We start from the raw sequence: 17593 nt of genomic DNA, 5'->3' as shown, positions 1-17593 counted from the left end.
ACACATTCAGTGTAGGAACTCTTTCCCTGGGCTATGCAAGCAGCCCTAATTTCATTGCTCTTCGTGGCGAATTTTGCTGCGCAGATAGCCGTCGATAAACATATCGATATCGCCGTCCATTACCGCGCCGACGTTGCCCGTTTCCACCGATGTGCGATGGTCCTTGACCATGCTGTACGGATGGAAGACGTAGGAGCGGATCTGGCTGCCCCATGCAATGTCCGATTGTTCGCCGCGGATTTCCGCCAGCTGCTTCTGCTGCTCTTCGATCTTCCGCTCATAGAGCTTGGAACGAAGCATCTGCATCGCGCGCTCACGGTTCTGAATCTGAGAACGCTGTGTCTGGCATGATACAACGATTCCTGACGGGATATGCGTGATCCGGATCGCCGACTCGGTCTTATTGATGTGCTGACCGCCCGCGCCGCTGGCCCGGTACGTGTCCACCTTCAAATCCTCGGACCTAATCTCGATCTCGATATCATCGTCGATCTCCGGCATAATGTCGCACGATACGAAAGACGTATGGCGACGGCCCGAAGCGTCGAAAGGCGAGATGCGCACCAGACGATGCACGCCCTTCTCCGCTTTCAAATAACCGTATGCATTATGGCCTTTAATCGATAAAGTGACGCTCTTAATTCCAGCCTCGTCGCCTGCCAGGTAGTCGAGCAGCTCGACCTTGAAGCCGTGCTTCTCCGCCCAGCGAGTGTACATCCGGTACAGCATTTGGCCCCAGTCTTGCGACTCGGTACCGCCTGCGCCAGGATGAAGCTCCAGGATGGCATTAAGCTTATCATAGGGCTCGCTCAGCAGCAGCTGCAGTTCGAACTCGCTCACCTTGCCCATTAGCTCGGCGACGCTCTTCGTCAGCTCTGCAGCCAACTCCTCATCGTCGCCCTCTTCTTCTGCCAGCTCCAGCATCGTCTGCAAATCCTCTTGCTCGCTTTGCATTCGCGTGTACTGGTCGACGACAGACTTCACGGCGTTCAGCTCGGCAATGGTGCTTTGCGCCCGCTCGTTATCATCCCAGAAGTCTGGCGCACTCATGCGTTCCTCGAAGTTCGCGATCATCTCTTGCTTAAGATCTAAGTCAAAGAGACCCCCTGAGTTCTTGGAGACGCTTCGCCATTTCACGCAGGTCCTGTTTGACCGCTGTGTCTATCATGACTGTCGCTCACCTCAAAATATGTTCGTTGCCCTACCTTATGCAGCGAGCAGGCCTATTGTCCGTGGCACTGCTTATATTTCTTGCCGCTTCCGCAAGGGCATGGATCGTTACGGCGTACGCGTTCTTCCTTAACAACCGGACGTTTCTGCGCCATTTCACTGCTGCCGCCGGACTCGGTTTGGCCTTTAGCAACCTCTTGACGCTCCAGGTTGTTCTCGACATGCGCCTTCATAATATATTTGGTGACTTCTTCTTGAATATGCTCAATCATTTCCTTGAACATTTCGAAGCCTTCAAATTGATATTCGCGAAGCGGATCCGTACCGCCGTATGCACGGAGGTGGATACCTTGGCGGAGCTGATCCATCGCGTCGATGTGATCCATCCATTTGCTGTCTACTGCACGCAGCACGACAACCTTCTCGAATTCACGCATCGTTTCCGCGCCGATTTCTTCCTCACGCTGATCGTACAGCGCAACGACTTTCTCGAACAGGAACTCGATGATCTCGCTCGGCTCTTTGCCCCATAGATCATCCTTCGTAATCATATCTTCATGCAGGAAGTTGCCTTCCGCATAATCGATAATCTCTTGATACTCCCAGTTCTCTGGCACATCGTCTGCCGGGCAGTGCGCTTCAACAATCTTCGTAATCACCGGCTTAATCATCTCAAGAACGATCTCTCGAATGTTCTCGGAGAACAATACTTCACGGCGCTGCTTGTAGATGATTTCACGCTGCTGGTTCATCACGTCGTCATATTGAAGGACGATCTTCCGTTGGTCGAAGTTGTTACCCTCAACCCGCTTCTGAGCAGATTCAATCGCACGGGAGATGAGACGGCTCTCGATCGGCTGGTCTTCCTCGAAGCCCAGACGCTCCATCATGCCCATAATGTTCTCGGAACCGAAACGGCGCATCAGTTCGTCTTCCAGCGACAGGTAGAACTGCGATGAACCTGGGTCGCCTTGGCGTCCAGCACGACCGCGCAGCTGGTTATCGATCCGGCGGCTCTCATGACGCTCCGTACCGATAATGTGCAAACCGCCCAATGCGTCTACCGATTCGCCGAGCAAAATATCCGTACCACGGCCAGCCATGTTCGTCGCAATAGTGACGGAACCCGATTGACCTGCACGCGAGATGATTTCCGCTTCTTCCGCGTGGTACTTCGCATTGAGGACTTTATGCTGAACGCCTTTCTTCTTCAGCATGTCGGACAGCTTCTCCGAGTTCTCGATGGAAACTGTACCTACGAGCACCGGCTGATTGTTCTTGTGGCGCTTGACGATTTCTTCAACAACTGCCTTGAATTTACCCATCTCCGTCTTATAGACAACGTCCGCAATATCATTACGCACGTTCTTCTTATTCGTTGGTACGGTAATAACTTCAAGACCGTAAATCTTCTTGAACTCTTCTTCCTCTGTCTTCGCTGTACCTGTCATACCCGACAGCTTGCGGTACATCCGGAAGTAGTTCTGGAAGGTGATCGTCGCGAGCGTCATGCTCTCGTTCTGCACCTTGATCTGCTCTTTCGCTTCAATCGCTTGGTGAAGCCCGTCGCTGTAGCGGCGGCCAGCCATCAGACGGCCTGTGAACTCGTCGACGATGACAACTTCATCTTCTTGCACAACGTAGTCCACGTCGCGCTTCATAATAACATGCGCTTTAAGCGCTTGTTGAATGTGGTGGTTAATTGTGACATTCGCATGGTCGAACAAGTTCTCGATGCTGAATGCTTTCTCCGCTTTCTCTACGCCGGCTTCAGTCATCGTTACCGTACGCAGCTTAATATCAACGGTGTAATCCTCTTCTTCTTTCATGCGCTGTACGAAACGGTCCGCAGCAAAATACAGCTCCGTCGATTTCGCAGCCTGGCCAGAAATAATAAGCGGCGTACGCGCTTCATCGACGAGGATGGAGTCAACTTCGTCAATAATGGCATAATAAAGCGGACGCTGTACCATCTGTTCCTTATACAGGACCATGTTATCGCGCAAATAGTCGAAGCCGAACTCATTGTTCGTTCCGTATGTGATGTCGCAAGCATAAGCTTCTTGCTTCTGTTCATGCGTCAGGCCGTGCAGGTTACAACCTACAGTCAAGCCAAGGAATCTATATAGCTGACCCATTTGCTCGCTATCGCGAGTTGCCAGGTAGTCGTTGACCGTTACGACGTGAACGCCTTTACCTTGCAGCGCGTTCAAATAAGTCGCAAGCGTTGCGACGAGCGTTTTACCTTCACCTGTTTTCATCTCAGCGATTTGGCCTTCGTGCAGCACCATACCGCCGACCAGCTGAACGTCATAGTGACGCTTGTCCAGCACCCGCTTGGATGCTTCTCTACAAACAGCGAACGCCTCCGGGAGCAGGGAGTCAATATCTTCTCCTTGTTCAAGACGAGCTTTAAATTCCGCCGTCTTGTCTCGAAGCCCTTCGTCCGATAGTTGTGAGATTTGCGACTCTAGGCCATTTATTTCCTCAACAGTTTTTAAAAGACGCTTAATCTCTCGTTCGTTGGCGTCTCCGAATAATTTTTTAACAAGTCCGAGCATGGTCTTCCCCTTTCGTGTGTTACGCCTGTTTGCATAAATTGTATCAGTTTGCGGCAGTTCTCGCAATGTTGGCCCCCTTAGGGATACGCTGGGTTGGGCAAACCTGCCATTTCGCCAGCGTGCCATCCGAATATGAAAAGACCCCGGTTGCCCGCCAATGCCATTAAGTCCTTTGACTTAATGACATTGCGGTTACCCGGGGTCCTGTGACTTGTCCTAATCTGCTGCGATTAATCCGTATTTGCCGTCACTGCGTTTGTAGACAACATTTACTTCTTTCGTCTCGGAATTCGCGAACATGAAGAACGAATGTCCGACCATATTCATTTGCAGAATGGCCTCCTCAACATCCATCGGCTTTAATAGGAAGCGCTTCGTCCTGACAAGCTCATATTCCTCTTCTTCATCAAGCACGCGAACCGCTGCGCCGTCGTCTTTAAATAACGTGCGAATGCCGCTCTCCCTACGGAATTTATTGTTTAATTTCGTTTTATGTTTCCGGATTTGCCGCTCCAGTTTGTCCACAACTAAATCAATAGAAGCGTACATATCCTCGCTCTTTTCCTCTGCTCTAAGTATAACGCTCGCGAGCGGGATCATCACTTCAATAACATGCTTTCCTTTCGTTACTGACATTGTTACATTTGTTTCGGAGGTAATCGGCTCTTCAAAATACTTTTCCAGGCGGTTAAGTTTCTTCTCGACATATTCGCGCAAGGCGTCAGTCACCAAGATGTGTTGACCTCGAATGTTGTATCTCATGTGGCATTCCTCCTTTTACATGACCTTATTATAACACTCTATTAACGTGATCTCAAAGATATTTTCAGTCAATTTTGAATATTTAAATAAATTGGTAGAACAGGTAGTTCGCTAGGCCACATGCTAGTTTCTAGCTGCACAACAAAAAGCCCCGGATCAGATGTCCAGGGCTGTTGCTGCTCACATTCGGTTAAGCGTTTACCACTTATTATTGGCCGCTTAACAGCGGGATGATTACAGTTTAGTTACGTTTGCTGCTTGAGGACCACGCGCGCCTTCAACGATGTCGAATTCTACGGCTTGACCTTCTTCAAGAGTTTTGAAACCTTCAGCTTGGATAGCCGAGAAGTGAACAAATACGTCTCCGCCTTGCTCAGTCTCGATGAAACCATAACCCTTCTCTGCGTTAAACCATTTAACTTTACCTTGCATTCAGAACATTCCCTTCATCTTCAAATAACTGTAGGATCACTAGGCGTGGCCCACAAATCGAATATATCATCGATTTCACAATATTGTCAATAATTATTTTGTAAGCGAATACATTGCCGTATTGTGGGATTCTTCTCATCCGCACTTAATTCAATTTAAGTCAAATAATACTTCAATGGGGAAATCGTTCGGGTGAGCCATATTGTCTAAGCAATAATTCTCCCCATTCCAAATCAATAGGATGATCGATATCGAGAGAACGGCTCTTCGGCATAGTATGAGCTAAAATGCTTCCGGCTAAAAACGATTCCTTCTTGTAGACTTCTCTTATAAACGAAACATAAACTGCCCCGTTTAGCACAAAAGTTCCACTATCATCTTGACGACGAAGTATCTCTTTATCCTTGATCACCGATTCCATCATTCCGTCTTCTTGGACACGATACATCCAAGCTATAGGTTTTTCTACGGGAGAAACGGATACGACACTATGTGCATCAGAGGATAGAAATAATTCTATACTGTCGTCAATATCGCGCGAAAGACGGAAAGGAGACGTAGGTTGAAGAAGGACCACGGTCTCGTATTCCGGAAACTGATCCAAGGCATGAAGGATCGGTGCCATCCCTGGCGTATCGTCTCTAGCCAAATATTCAGGTCGAAGGAATGGGACGTCTCCCCCCCAACCCTTGGCGACTTCAGCAATTCGCTCGCTATCCGTGGAAACGATACATCTATCAATATATTTTGAACCCCTGGCAGCTTCGAGAGTCCATGCAATCAGAGGCTTACCACCAAGTTGTCTGATATTTTTGTCAAGGATCCCTTTGGAACCTCCACGTGCGGGAACAATTGCAAGAATCCGACCAAGATCTTTCATACTTAACCGATCCCCCTTCTATTCTGCATATTCCGCATTGGCCCGCTCGTAATCATCCATTCGTCCGATATCCATCCAATATTCACGGATTGGAAATACCGATGAAGGCTTGTCCTTACGTAACAAATCCTCAAACAATGTCGGCATATCATAAAAAGTCTTTGGAGGAATAAGCCTCAGCACGTCAGGATCTAGAATGTAAATGCCCCCGCTGATGAAAAACCGCTGCAGCGGTTTCTCCTCTATCGCTTGCAAGCGATGATTGTCCACTTTGACAACTCCGTACGGGACTTGATACTCATACTCACGAACGCACATTGTTGCCATGGATCCCGTCTCTTTGTGAAACTGAAGTGCATGCGTAAAATTAACTTTCGTAAGGAGATCACCATTCATGACAATAAACGGAGCGTCTGGAGGTTCCGGTAGGAGACTCAGAGCTCCAGCAGTTCCAAGACGCTCGTTTTCCTGCAAATATCGAATATTGATATTCCATTTTTTCCCATTACCGAAATAATCCTTAATCATGTCGGCCTTATAATTGACCGAAATATAAAACCGGTGAAAACCATGTGCAATGAAGTTATCCAAAATGACTTCCAATATGGGCTTAGTACCCACTTTGAGCAATGGTTTGGGGCAATCATTGGTTAATGGAGCAAGTCTGCTACCTAAGCCTCCGGCCATTAGAACGACGATATGGTCATTACGAGGGATCTCCAAAAATTGATCTATAAATTCGATGTCAACTAGTCGCCCTTTATCGTCGATAATCGGGACTTGGCGAAGCTGACGACTTTTCATCACTGCCAGAATTGTCTCTCGCTCTTCTCCCATCCTGATCATAATCGGATTCTTGTTCATGACTTCCGTGACCGGAGCATTGAGAGATAACCCTTTAAGGATTCCCCTTCGAACGTCTCCATCGGTAACCGTACCTCGCAACTTATCGTCCCCATCTACAACTAGAACGATTTGTTTGGCGTTCGCATCAAGAACCTGAAGCGTTTCGAGAATGGTTTCATCAGTTGTTACGAGCAATTTTCTCCAATCTCTCATTTGCTTCCCTCCCTTGCTGGTATACCGATAACCGTTGATCCATCGGGTACATTCTTCGTGACGACGGATCCGGCACCGACAGTCACGGCCTCGCCGAGTTGTATGCCTTGCAATACCACTGCACCTGCTCCAATATGAGAGCAAGCTCCAATCCTTACTCCACCGCAAATGACCGACCCCGATGCAAGATGAACATGGTCACCAATTCTGCACTCATGCTCGACAACCGCGCGGGAATTGACGATTACGTTACTGCCAATGACCGCACGGGTTTGAATGACTGTACCGGCTAATATTTGAGTACCTATTCCAATCAAAGCAGATGGTGAAATAATCGACGATGCATCTAACAACGTCGCCCAATTGTAATTCCAAGCGGACCATCGCTCGAAAGCATCCTTCCGCTTAAAGCCGGCACGTATCTGTCCAAACCCGATTACCAATCGGAACAATTCCAATTGGTAGTTAGCTCGGAATTGTTCTTCTGTCCCTAGCCAAGGAACGCCAAGAAGCGAACCCTTGTCTTCCTTATCGACATATCCCACTATTTCCATGAGTCGGCTTCGAGCCGCTTCAATAATAACGCTGGCATGGCCTCCGCTTCCTAATATCACAATCGGTTGATCAACCGGTTTCATGTCCGGTTCTCCGTTTCCTTTTTTAATATCTGGTTAGCGGGATATGTTGACTCGGCAAACTGACCTAACAAATCCCAGTAATGCATGGGAGAAATACCCGTACCAGGCCGTTTAGCCGTTAGATTGGCCGAACTCCAAGGATCACCTGCATGGACTTCGGAGGCTGTGACCAAACTTTTGCGGGAAATGCTGCGATTCTTGAATTCAGACGGGGTTGGAACTTTTCGGGAGTCCCCAAGCGCCCTCTCCACTCGTCTAATATTTTGAACCATAAACGCTAGCTCGTCAGGCTCCAAAGAACTCTGATGATCTGGGCCTGGAAGTTTCCGATCCAACGTGAAATGCTTCTCTATTATCTCCGCCCCAAGAGCTACTGCCGCCAAAGCTACTTCGATTCCTTCGGTGTGGTCCGAGTAACCTGTCCGAAGCGTGAATGAGGAACTTATCGTCTCAATTGCACGTAAGTTCACTTCATCTATCGGTGTTGGATAATCCGTCGTACAATGCAGGATTGATACTTTATCCCGCAACACGTTACGACCGTTAATCGAAGCATAAACCTCGAACAGCTTCTCGTTTGTCGGATTTCCTTCAGGACATAGATATCCGAACGCCAATACCCGTAAAGCATCTTCAATTTCTGCCAACGTAGCCATTCCAGTAGAAATAATAATAGGCAAACCAGTCCTGGCCGCGTTAAGCAGTAACGGACCATTCGTCAAGTCACCGGAGGAAAACTTCAATCTGCCCACATTGCACTTTTGCACCAAAAATTGCAAGCTCCAGTCATCGAAAGGGGTGGAAAGAAACTCGATGTTGCAACTGCGGCAATAGGAAACAAGCTCTAGAAAGGTTTCTTCTGTTAGTTCCAACGACTTGAGCATGTGCCATTGGGACTCTTCGGGAGAAGTCAATTTCTTCTGATATTCGGCTTTTTCCGTCTCCGGGATGACCAAAAGGTCCGCCCGGAACGTTTGGAATTTAACTGCGTCGGCACCTGCGCGGACCGCCGCGTCCACTAGCCGGAACGCCATCGCAGGAGAACCATTATGGTTTACTCCGGCTTCTGCAACAATATAAGTTTGACTCATGGCACCCATACCTCTCTCAAGAGCATGAACGACTCTGCAGCTTCAAAGCCGCTCGAAGTCCCACGAAATTTAGCTAGAGCATGGATCGCTTCGACACTTCTAGGAAACGGAAATTCATGAAATTCGTTTTCGAAGAGCAGGGCGATTTCGCATTTCCGATCCAATTGCTCCGCGATATCCACGAAAACATTAGGACGAAAACCATTAAGGTCGGGATTAAATCCGAACTCCGTCTCCGAAAGAGTTTCATAGAGCATGAACCTTTTGACAGATGGATAACGAAACCATTTGCTACATGCTGCTACTGCATCGAATACAATCTTGTGATCTGAATGAGCATCTCCGGGATACGGAGCGTATACCACTTCGGGACAAAGTTCCCGAAAGAGCGATCCAATTTTTTCAATAATTGAAGGTAACATTTCAGGAGTCAACCTCGCTGCGGGGAGACCAAGAGTATGAATACCTCTGAATCCATATTTATCCGCCACAAGCTGGATTTCCCTATCCCGCTTCACATTACGTTCGATTGTCCATCCTGGAAGATTTACCGCCTCGGTTACGATAACCCAATGTAGCAAATCCCCATTTGCTATATGACGGATGAGCGTACCACCGCACCCCAACGTTTCATCATCAGGATGAGGAGCGACCACCACTACATTTTTCATTAATTAATCTCCTTCAGGCATGGAATATATGCTTTTTGGCCAATAATCTCGTTTTCTCAGGGAGCGATCGCAAAATTTCAATCGACTTATCGGCCATTTGCCCATCCCCATAGACGTAACGATCCTCGATTGCTTGCTCACTAAAGCCTTTGTCGAATAACGCTTTCTGAACAGCTGCCTTGATTTCATTAAAAGAGGCGTTTACAAATTGGACATTCCGTCCGGAAATCCTCCCTCTTTGCCTTTCTCCTACATTCACAGCAGGCAACCCTAAATAAGGTGCCTCCAGAATACCGAGTGAGGAATTTCCTACAATGCAGGAGGCGTTCTTCAAGAGAGTCAAGAAAGCCGCACGTGGCAGATTGCGATAAAGGTGAAAACCTGGCTTACTAGCGAATTTATCCAAAACATCCAGCACCTTCGTGAAACCCGGATCACTATTAGGAGCACCGATAAAGACCGGTACATTAAGTTCACTTAACGCTTCCAATGCAATCTCTACTTCCTTCGACGCCATATCAATTGCAGAACTCAACGGATGATAGATAAAAATTACGTACTGTCCTTTAACATCTGGTCCAAGTAGTTCCGCCAATTGTTCCAAAGAAATACCGTTCTCTGAAGCAAGTCGATCTATACCGCCATTCCCTACTGTATGGACACGCCAAGCCTCTTCCCCGAGATTCATCAAGCGCTCGCTATGCGCGGGATGCATCGTCAAATGAACATGGCTTAACTTGGAAGCAGCGTGACGAACCTCTTCATCCACGTCGCCTTCCGACGGATCCGTCTGATCGCCTCCGGCAATATGTACGATAGGTACACCCATGTAAGTAGCAGCCATCGATCCCGCCAATACTTCCTCTCGGTCACCAAGCACAATCATAAGATCGGGCTTTTCCTCTGCAAGTACCGAAGCGAGACCTTGAATAATTAGACCGATTGATTTCACCTTAGCACTGACGGAATCAGACCAGATAAAACTTTCGATCTTTGCAACTATATGGAAGCCGTCCTGCTCGATCTGATGCACGGAATAATGATGAAGCGGCGTCAAATGCGCACCACTAACAACGATTCCCAGTTCAAAATCCTCTGCTGCATTCAAGCGTTTTAGAAGAGGGAACAGCAGATCATACTCAGAACGAATGCCGGTAAGCGCCAACACTTTACGGATTTGAGACATTATTTTTTCACCGCCCGATAACTACGAGGTATGATACAAGTAAGAATGAATTTCATCTTTTGAGACGTTCATCATCATATCAATCATAGACAATCCCGACAAGAAAGTTCCATGAAATTGGGTATAGCTTGGCGGATTCGACCTAAGATAACGAACCGAAACATTGTTTTGAGTAAAGGAGCCTTCATCCAAGTAGTTGAGACTGCCCGTCCCGCTTAAATATATATCTGCATTAAGCTTTAGACAGGTTTCAAGCACGAGATTTGACTTGCGGCCTTCAATCTGCAGCTCAGATAATCGAACGATCTTAGTTTGAATTCCAAGTCTCTCAATAAAAAAGAAAAACAACCGGTCGTTAATCGCTCCAAGCCGATCGTAAGTTTGTCCCAAGTATATCGCTTCTAACTCTTCGGAATATTCATGCCAATATGGAGCTTTGGCATAAGCGCCCTTCAACGAGTTCCAATGCTTAGCAGGCCAACGTGAATCCGAAAGGAGCTTGTCTTCGATGGTGTCGCTAAGCCCCCTAGAAACTGGTATTGTTATCCAGAAATCGCTGCTTTTTTGGCGAATGCGGTTGCGATTTTGTACTCCATTATTTTGATACTGGACATTGTCCATTAGCACAAATATATCGGATAATGCAATTTTACGAAAATAAGGAGGCCACGGCAGGTATTGACTCTGATGCATCGAGACGGTAGTCACGGAAGTGCCTCATACTCCGGTTTGCGGTAAGTAACAATCCAATGGCGAGAAACCCGTGTACCGAACTCAAAACCAAACGAACCAATATCCAACTCTCTGTCAGGAAAGCAGCGGGCCAATTGTTCTTTCTCAACAATAAGTATCGTTGCACCTAACTGATTGGGGACTATCGACTCATACGTGCTGTCCCCCTTTGGTACACTGTTAATATGCGAGAAGTCGCCTGGCGCAGCCATTGTTCCAATAAAAATTCCGCCGGGGCGCAGCACTCGCTCAATTTCGCGGATTGCATCCGACAGAGTTTGCCAAGTGTTATAATAAAGCACCTGCCATGCTACGACGGCATCGAAACGTTGATTCTCAAAAGGTAGCTTTCCCTCTTTTACGGACCGGAGATCTGCCTCACTGCCTCTCTCCACTAATCTCGCCTGCAAATAACGGATCGCAGATTCACTTACTTCCACTCCTGATACTTCGAAGCCCCGATCAATAAAGTGAATTAAATTGGAGCCCGTACCGAATCCGTAATCGAGAACAGCGCGGCATTCTCCGTTCTTCAACGTATGATGACCTACCCTTATGAGCACATCATCCGGATAGCCTAGTATGTTCTGATTCGTCTTATAGATCGATTCCCAGATATCGATATTAGTTTCGCGTGTGTTCGCTGACAATGCTATCCCTCATTTCCTTAGATCCGAGAAAGGGACTACTCGGCACATTTATTATCGTAGCTTCTAGCCGCTCCGCTACGGTCAAATCCATTCTTGGAACATCGCTGTACATAGGCATTCGGTGTAGCAAACTCCAGACAGGTCGTGTCATAATTCCTTGATCATTAGTCACTTCTAGAAGTTCATCCCGAAACTGAGCTGTTGACTCGGAGAGAATAAGTGAGTTGAGCCAATAATTACTTGCCGCATGGTTAGGTTCCATCAAAACAGACACATCTAATTGATGATGTTGGAATACGTCAGCATAACGAGAAGCCAGTGCCCTTTTACGACTAAGCATTCCATCCAGTCTCTCTAATTGCGAGCATCCAAGCGCAGCATTTAAGTTAGGCAGCCGGTAATTATAACCGATCACATCATGCTCATAAGCCCATCTATGAGGAATACGTGCCATTGTGGTCCAGTGCTTCGCCATCTTCGCTACTTCAGGCTTCCGAGTGATAATGGCACCGCCGCCACCAGTTGTAATGATCTTGTTTCCGTTGAAGCTCAATGCTCCCACTTCTGACAAAGCTCCGGCCGACCTACCTTTATATAAAGATCCAAGCGCCTCCGCTGCGTCTTCGACTACAGTTATGTGGTAACGTGCACACACCTCATTCAGCATATCCATATCGACAGGGTGGCCGAATACATGCATCGGTACCGCCGCCTTGATTCTTCGGCCAGTCAAGGAATTATAGCATTCCGCTCCGCGAATCACTGCGATTTCTTGCAGATAGTCTGCAAGTTTACGTGCATCCATACCGCAGCTGACCGACTCGCTGTCCACTAAATGGGGGATGGCACCACAGTATGAAACCGCATTGGCCGTAGCGATAAAGGTCAACGCGGGCGTCAACACCTCGTCATTCTGTTCTACGCCCGCAAGTTTCAATGAGATATGCAGGGCCGCTGTCCCGTTTACGACTGCCACGACGTGAGCGCCATCCATACGTTCAGACAGCATTTTCTCAAAACGGTCGACATAAGCACCTACGGAAGAAACCCATCCGGACCGAACGCAATCCGTTACGAAAGCTAAGTCTGTTTCATCAAACCTGGGTTCATGCAGCGATATCGCCTGATCCTGATAACCGACTACTTCCTTGATTGCATCGACGACTGCATTCGCCCATCGAATTTCCATTGGTTCGCGCTCCTTCTCACATATTATATATTTCGCTCTTGTACTGACCTAAATTCTCCGAATTAGTAAACCAAATCACCGTCCTGCGAATTCCTTCACGAAATCCTTCGTTTCCTCCGAATCGCGGCTGCCATTCCAATAGACGCTTGGCCTTAGAGTTGTCGCACCACAATCTTTCCACTTCGCTAAGTTTAGGACGCAGTCTATTATCGTCACATTCTATAACAATCTCGGCATTCATAACCTCCGCGATCATCCTCGCGGTATTTCCGATGGATATTTCAAAGTTACTTCCAACTTGAATGACTTCGCCAACCGCTGCATCCGACTCCATCACTCGAACAAATCCGCTTACCGTGTCCTCAACATACGTAAAATCCCTGGTTGGGTGAATAGATCCCAAATGAATCTTGTTATTCCCAGCCGCAATTTGCGTGATAATCGTTGGAATGACCGCGCGAGCAGATTGACGAGGTCCATAAGTATTAAAGGGACGAATAATAGCCACTGGAGTTCCAAAGGAACGGTGAAAAGCAATCGCCATTTGGTCGGCACCGATCTTGGATGCCGAGTACGGAGATTGTCCGACTAGTGAATGCTCTTCCGTGATCGGCACATATTCAGCAGTCCCATATACTTCGCTTGTCGATGTATGTACGATCTTTTGAACATTTAACTCCTTTGCTGCTTGCAAAATGTTTAAAGTGCCCTTGATGTTCGTATCTACATAAGTGTCCGGAGAATGGTAAGAATAGGGAATCGCAATTAAAGCCGCCAGATGCAATACCGCATCGCATCCAGACATTGCTTTCTTAACTCCATATGGATCCCGAATATCGCCGGAAAATACTTCTATGCTTTTCTTTATATTTTCACCGCTTTGATCCAACCATCCCCACGAATTAAAGGAGTTATATTGAACAAAAGCTCGGACGTCATATCCAAGGCTCACTAAATACTCTACAAGATGTGAACCAATAAATCCGTCTGCCCCCGTAACGAGGATTTTTTGATATTTCCTCATAAGACCCTCCCTATGTACTCTGAATTCTATCCATCGGCTTTGAACGACCAATGGGAAAATAGATTATTCCAGCTTTCTTCACGCTTTCGTAATCAAAGACGTTTCGTCCATCAATTATGATTGGACTCGCCATGACTTCAGCCACTTGTTTCAAATTAATTTCACAAATTACCTCCCACTCCGTGAGGAGGCATACGGCGTCGCATCCAGTGACGGCTTCCAGTGCGTCTTCGAAACCTATTATATCAGGGTGACCAAGATATCTGAGGAAATTATCCATGGCGACTGGATCATAAAGCCTAATTTTCGCTCCCAGTTCAAGCAGCTTTGCTACGATTTCCAAAGAAGGCGCTTCCCTCACATCGTCAGTTCCAGGTTTGAAGGCCAATCCCCATATCGCGATCTTTCTTCCTTTCAAAGTTCCCAGTGCCTGTTTAAGCTTCTCGATAATCCCCCAGCGCTGCATTTGATTAACCTCAACAACCGACTTCAGTAACTTGAAATCGTACTCGACGTTGCCTGCGATTTGGATCAAAGCTTTCGTATCCTTTGGAAAACACGAACCTCCATAGCCGATTCCAGCTTTCAGAAAAGAAGACCCAATTCGCCGATCTAATCCCATTCCAAGGGCTACCTCTTCAACGTCGGCGCCTACTTTCTCGCAAATATTCGCAATTTCATTTATGAAAGAAATTTTAGTTGCCAAAAAGGCGTTTGACGCATATTTGATCATTTCTGCACTGTGTATATCTGTCAACATGATCTGATCACTCAATGGCCGATGAAGTTCAAACAACAGCGTCGAAGCCCGCTTAGAATCTGCCCCAATGATAATGCGGTCAGGGTGCATCGTGTCGAAAATTGCCGAACCTTCGCGCATAAACTCCGGAATGGAAACAACGTCAAACGGATGCTTTGTTTTAGTAGCGATCCATTGTTTAACCCTCACATTTGTCCCTACCGGAACGGTGCTTTTTATTGCTATAACCAAATATCCGTTCATTGCCAAAGCCACTTGATGCACTGCAGATTCAACAAAGCTAAGATCCGCTTCACCGGTCGACAATGGAGGTGTGCCAACGGCTACGATTACAAGATCCGCGGTTCGAACCGCCTCCAGTAGTTCGGTAGTAAAGTGCAATCTACCCACATTCATATTTATGTCCATTAATTCCTTCAGACCTGGTTCATAGATCGGGATCTCACCGTCTCTTAGCATGGAAATTTTTTTTTTGTCGTTATCGACACACGTTACCTGATTTCCGATTTCAGCATAGCAAACGCCAGAAACCAAGCCGACATAACCTGTGCCGATTATGGTGATTTTCATGTTCTTCACTCCCGAGATTTTTATATAAAGTTCGGTTCCGCTAGTACGATTTAAACCTCTCTTATTTATTCGGAAGATGTCCCGACATTCATTAGGAAAAATGCTTGTATTATCAGTTAAAAAACCAAGAGTTATTTTCCAACTATAGAGACCTACTCTCATCAAGAACTTCTTTATTAGTAATAATAATTAATAGTATAATAAATTTGGCTCAAAACCAAAATTAGCGGTTGAAAAAATTGAGTTCGTGTTGAGCGAGGATTAAAATGGAAAAACATCTGTAAATCCTTTATTGTTGTAAGTCCTACCCAACAACAAGAAAAGGAAATGACAGATGCAAATCCAGTATATCAACGAATTGCTCGGATTACCAGAACTTCACCTTCAACAAATCATCACTACGGATATACAGGAAGTTCTTCTCGAGGCATCTCCTGTAGCTTATTAATAAGCTTGCCCGTCTGTCACTCCGAACAAGATGTCAGGCGTGACGGTCGGAATAAACGGCGTAAAATTCAGCATTTGAGTATCTTTGGAAGAAAAAACTATCTTCTTGTTCCCGCCATTCGCTTGGTTTGTAGAGGTTGCCGAATCAGTTTCGTTTGGATGTATGACTTTGTAGGTCCTAAACAGCAATATAGCTGGGCTTTTCGTGCTCAAACGGTAGAACAAGCCCTTGGCTCCACGGCAGCACATAGCGCAAGAATGCAAGAAGCGCCTGTCAGTACGGTACAGCGCATGCATCAGAACGCTCTTCCAGAAAAAAGAAAACACTTAGCCGAACAGTATGGCAGGAAGCTCGGGACGCGTCAGGCTTGGTACTGGGTGTCGACGACTTTGCCATCAAAAAGGGGTACACGTACAATACTGCTATTCATAATCTTCGCGGGGAAACCATGCTGGATTTGCTAGCGGGACGTAAACTCGAAGATCTTCGTGCCTATGCGCCTGAGCATCCCGACTTTCTAGCACTAAACCCCAAAGCGGTTGTGATGGACTTGGTTCAAGCCTATCACGCATGGATCAGTAAATGTTTCCCACACACCATCCGCGTTGAGGATCGCTTCCATATTCACGGATATGTGATCGAAAGTGTCCAGGACGTGCGCAAGTCTGTCCAGCAAACGCTTTCCCCCAGGGCTAGCACGATCTTGAAAAGTCCTCATCGATTTTTAAATCTCTCTGTCGAAAGCCTGACTAAAAAGAGCAAAGCTCAGTTAGAAACTCTCCTTGCCTTCTCGCCAGTCCTACGTAGCATTTGGGAATGGAAGGAAGCCTTAGCCTTTTCTCAGTGTTATGACTATTCATCGAATGTCTCCATGGCCCGCTTAGGTTTTATCCGATGGTTGTAACAAGGCGAGAACATCGACCATGCTTCTGTAAGAAGCACCTTGAATACCATGCGCAATTGGCAAGATGAAATCGTGAACTACCATCGTTATCGCTGGACGAAAGTAGCCATTGAAGGAAGGCATACTCGCATCAAGGCTTACCAGCGGAGGCACTACTTCACCCGTAATCGGGAGTGCTATAAAGCTGGCATTTTAATTGAATGCAATCGTCTTCACTTGTCGAGTTGAAAAATTCAACCGCCAATTTTTAGTTCAAACCCTAATTTTTCCCTAAATTTATACTGAAGGAAATTGTTCAGAGAACGAAACATTCATTTCTAAGGAGAGTTACAATTATGAAATTAATAAACCGTCTAAAGCGTGCTATTCGTGTGAAATGGTGGACTAGGAAAGTTTCACGTAAAGTAGCGAAAGTTGGAAACGGATTGTTCGTTGGTCATCAATCGATCGTTACTCGCAATACCTATTTGGGCAACAATGTAAGCTTTAACGGAATGAAAATTGCAGGCAGAGGGAAGGTCTCAATCGGAGATAATTTCCACTCAGGTGAAGAGTGTTTGATGATTACGGATGTCCACAATTATGATAATGGAAATGCCATCCCGTATGATAACACTTACATTGTAAAGTCTATTACTATAGAAGATAATGTTTGGTTGGGTACTAGAGTCATTGTTCTGGGCGGAGTGACCATTGGAGAAGGGGCAATCATCCAAGCAGGCAGTGTTGTCGTTTCAGACGTACCTAAGTATGCAATTTATGGAGGACATCCTGCTAAATTCATTAAAAGCAGAAATGTTGAACATTACGAAACCCTAAAAGCAAAAAAAAAATTTCACTAATTCCAATAAAAAATAGGCTCAACC

At 46.6% G+C, this 17593-nt stretch carries 16 protein-coding genes and 1 pseudogene; 2 read left to right on the top strand and 15 right to left on the bottom strand.

The features are described from left to right. Window positions 1-51 precede the first annotated feature (51 nt). From prfB to A8990_RS13400, 15 genes are all read right to left on the bottom strand, one after another. A protein-coding gene (gene prfB, locus A8990_RS13470; RefSeq protein WP_116189562.1) for a peptide chain release factor 2 occupies window positions 52-1168 on the bottom strand; the annotation gives its coding sequence in 2 pieces (ribosomal slippage) (window positions 52-1095 and window positions 1097-1168; 1116 coding nt in all). 55 nt (window positions 1169-1223) lie between these two features. Further along, on the bottom strand, window positions 1224-3731 hold the full coding sequence (secA, locus tag A8990_RS13465; RefSeq protein ID WP_116189561.1) for a preprotein translocase subunit SecA: 2508 nt from the start codon (window positions 3729-3731) through the stop codon (window positions 1224-1226). A gap of 216 nt (window positions 3732-3947) precedes the next feature. Next, window positions 3948-4493 (bottom strand): ribosome hibernation-promoting factor, HPF/YfiA family, encoded by a 546-nt coding sequence (gene hpf, locus A8990_RS13460; RefSeq protein ID WP_116189560.1) that lies wholly within the window; start codon window positions 4491-4493, stop codon window positions 3948-3950. 234 nt (window positions 4494-4727) lie between these two features. Next, window positions 4728-4925, bottom strand: a complete 198-nt coding sequence (locus A8990_RS13455; protein ID WP_116189559.1) for a cold-shock protein — start codon at window positions 4923-4925, stop codon at window positions 4728-4730. Between the two features lie 172 nt (window positions 4926-5097). Beyond that, window positions 5098-5805: an acylneuraminate cytidylyltransferase family protein gene (locus A8990_RS13450; RefSeq protein WP_116189558.1), complete on the bottom strand. Its 708-nt coding sequence runs from the start codon at window positions 5803-5805 to the stop codon at window positions 5098-5100. An 18-nt stretch (window positions 5806-5823) separates the two neighbouring features. Then, window positions 5824-6864, bottom strand: coding sequence for a nucleotidyltransferase family protein (locus A8990_RS13445; protein WP_116189557.1), 1041 nt, complete (start codon window positions 6862-6864; stop codon window positions 5824-5826). Further along, complete coding sequence (locus tag A8990_RS13440; RefSeq protein ID WP_116189556.1) at window positions 6861-7502, bottom strand: acetyltransferase; 642 nt, start codon at window positions 7500-7502, stop codon at window positions 6861-6863. Before A8990_RS13440 ends, A8990_RS13445 begins: the two co-directional genes overlap by 4 nt. Beyond that, window positions 7499-8593, bottom strand: a complete 1095-nt coding sequence (gene neuB / locus A8990_RS13435; RefSeq protein WP_116189555.1) for an N-acetylneuraminate synthase — start codon at window positions 8591-8593, stop codon at window positions 7499-7501. Before neuB ends, A8990_RS13440 begins: the two co-directional genes overlap by 4 nt. Then, a complete protein-coding gene (locus A8990_RS13430) occupies window positions 8590-9264 on the bottom strand; it encodes a PIG-L deacetylase family protein (RefSeq protein ID WP_116189554.1) in 675 nt (224 codons plus the stop codon). The genes neuB and A8990_RS13430 overlap by 4 nt, the downstream gene beginning before the upstream one ends. Before the next feature lie 13 nt (window positions 9265-9277). Then, entirely contained in the window at window positions 9278-10450 is a 1173-nt protein-coding gene (neuC, locus tag A8990_RS13425) for a UDP-N-acetylglucosamine 2-epimerase (protein WP_116189553.1), read from the bottom strand. A 21-nt stretch (window positions 10451-10471) separates the two neighbouring features. Further along, on the bottom strand, window positions 10472-11158 hold the full coding sequence (locus A8990_RS13420) for a WbqC family protein (protein WP_116189552.1): 687 nt from the start codon (window positions 11156-11158) through the stop codon (window positions 10472-10474). Further along, entirely contained in the window at window positions 11155-11832 is a 678-nt protein-coding gene (locus A8990_RS13415) for a class I SAM-dependent methyltransferase (RefSeq protein WP_181909569.1), read from the bottom strand. Before A8990_RS13415 ends, A8990_RS13420 begins: the two co-directional genes overlap by 4 nt. Further along, complete coding sequence (locus A8990_RS13410; RefSeq protein WP_116189550.1) at window positions 11807-13021, bottom strand: LegC family aminotransferase; 1215 nt, start codon at window positions 13019-13021, stop codon at window positions 11807-11809. The genes A8990_RS13415 and A8990_RS13410 overlap by 26 nt, the downstream gene beginning before the upstream one ends. A gap of 16 nt (window positions 13022-13037) precedes the next feature. Next, the gene (locus A8990_RS13405; protein WP_116189549.1) at window positions 13038-14045 is read right to left on the bottom strand and encodes an NAD-dependent 4,6-dehydratase LegB; all 1008 of its coding nucleotides are present in this window, start codon (window positions 14043-14045) and stop codon (window positions 13038-13040) included. Between the two features lie 10 nt (window positions 14046-14055). After that, window positions 14056-15393 carry a UDP-glucose dehydrogenase family protein gene (locus tag A8990_RS13400; RefSeq protein WP_425463904.1) on the bottom strand — a complete coding sequence of 446 codons (1338 nt, stop codon included), beginning with the start codon at window positions 15391-15393 and terminating at the stop codon, window positions 14056-14058. Between the two features lie 316 nt (window positions 15394-15709). Between A8990_RS13400 and A8990_RS32740 the strand changes: the two are divergent. Continuing rightward, window positions 15710-16955 (top strand): annotated as a pseudogene (locus A8990_RS32740) (ISL3 family transposase). A 107-nt stretch (window positions 16956-17062) separates the two neighbouring features. Next, window positions 17063-17569 carry an acyltransferase gene (locus A8990_RS13390; RefSeq protein WP_116189547.1) on the top strand — a complete coding sequence of 169 codons (507 nt, stop codon included), beginning with the start codon at window positions 17063-17065 and terminating at the stop codon, window positions 17567-17569. Window positions 17570-17593: the final 24 nt, after the last annotated feature.

The sequence above is a fragment of the Paenibacillus taihuensis genome (assembly GCF_003386535.1).
In the GTDB taxonomy this organism is placed as follows: Bacteria; Bacillota; Bacilli; order Paenibacillales; family Paenibacillaceae; genus Paenibacillus_Z; species Paenibacillus_Z taihuensis.
This window is presented reverse-complemented; position numbering and strand designations above follow the sequence as displayed.

What these genes read in the sequence shown, in the direction of transcription:
- A8990_RS13445 (WP_116189557.1), bottom strand. Translation starts at nt 6,864, where the DNA reads ATGAGAGATTGGAGAAAATTGCTCGTAACAACTGATGAAACCATTCTC.
- neuC (WP_116189553.1), bottom strand. Translation starts at nt 10,450, where the DNA reads ATGTCTCAAATCCGTAAAGTGTTGGCGCTTACCGGCATTCGTTCTGAG.
- A8990_RS13455 (WP_116189559.1), bottom strand. Translation starts at nt 4,925, where the DNA reads ATGCAAGGTAAAGTTAAATGGTTTAACGCAGAGAAGGGTTATGGTTTC.
- A8990_RS13410 (WP_116189550.1), bottom strand. Translation starts at nt 13,021, where the DNA reads ATGGAAATTCGATGGGCGAATGCAGTCGTCGATGCAATCAAGGAAGTA.
- neuB (WP_116189555.1), bottom strand. Translation starts at nt 8,593, where the DNA reads ATGAGTCAAACTTATATTGTTGCAGAAGCCGGAGTAAACCATAATGGT.
- A8990_RS13390 (WP_116189547.1), top strand. Translation starts at nt 17,063, where the DNA reads ATGAAATTAATAAACCGTCTAAAGCGTGCTATTCGTGTGAAATGGTGG.
- A8990_RS13440 (WP_116189556.1), bottom strand. Translation starts at nt 7,502, where the DNA reads ATGAAACCGGTTGATCAACCGATTGTGATATTAGGAAGCGGAGGCCAT.
- hpf (WP_116189560.1), bottom strand. Translation starts at nt 4,493, where the DNA reads ATGAGATACAACATTCGAGGTCAACACATCTTGGTGACTGACGCCTTG.
- A8990_RS13405 (WP_116189549.1), bottom strand. Translation starts at nt 14,045, where the DNA reads ATGAGGAAATATCAAAAAATCCTCGTTACGGGGGCAGACGGATTTATT.
- secA (WP_116189561.1), bottom strand. Translation starts at nt 3,731, where the DNA reads ATGCTCGGACTTGTTAAAAAATTATTCGGAGACGCCAACGAACGAGAG.
- A8990_RS13450 (WP_116189558.1), bottom strand. Translation starts at nt 5,805, where the DNA reads ATGAAAGATCTTGGTCGGATTCTTGCAATTGTTCCCGCACGTGGAGGT.
- A8990_RS13430 (WP_116189554.1), bottom strand. Translation starts at nt 9,264, where the DNA reads ATGAAAAATGTAGTGGTGGTCGCTCCTCATCCTGATGATGAAACGTTG.